The following is a 516-nucleotide window of genomic DNA, read 5'->3' on the forward strand; positions in this document are numbered from 1 at the left end:
ACTTTCGAAATTCAGGTTAATGACAAAAAGTCTCCCGATTAAGGAGACTTTTCAATCCGCACAATTACCTTCATAGGTAATGGCGATAAGCCTATACACGTTCTGAAAATCACCACAACCAACGGCGTTGGCGGGGAATATAGAAAAGATAACAATAAATATTCATTCCGTCAAATACTTTGGATAGTACTGATAATTTTTATAGATGTTTCACAGTTGATCTAACTTGATACCTATTCGATATATCCCATAGAGCAATACACCTATCAATATACTTTCAAATCCCTGATGATAATCATTTATCAGAAAAAAACCCGTTCCAAAACCTATTAATAATGTGCTGAGTAACTTTATTAGCGTTCCTTCATTTTTATCCAGCCAATCCATTTCAGCACCTCTCGTTCCGACCATTTCTAATTCCTTATTTATTCTTCTAAAATAGGGCTTTCTGAACATTTCGATAATCATGCCAATCGAGGTTGACACAACAGATTTAATCCTAAATTTCGAAAGCCC

1 protein-coding gene is annotated in these 516 nt (G+C 35.1%); it reads right to left on the reverse strand.

Annotated features, from left to right (window positions below; translation table 11 throughout):
* Positions 1–210: 210 nt before the first annotated feature.
* Positions 211–516, reverse strand: a 306-nt coding sequence (locus ABEV74_RS08060; protein ID WP_430144986.1) for a hypothetical protein, incomplete at its 5' end; no start/stop codon positions are given.

The organism is Paenibacillus cisolokensis (assembly GCF_050481165.1).
In the GTDB taxonomy this organism is placed as follows: Bacteria; Bacillota; Bacilli; order Paenibacillales; family Paenibacillaceae; genus Paenibacillus_AH; species Paenibacillus_AH cisolokensis.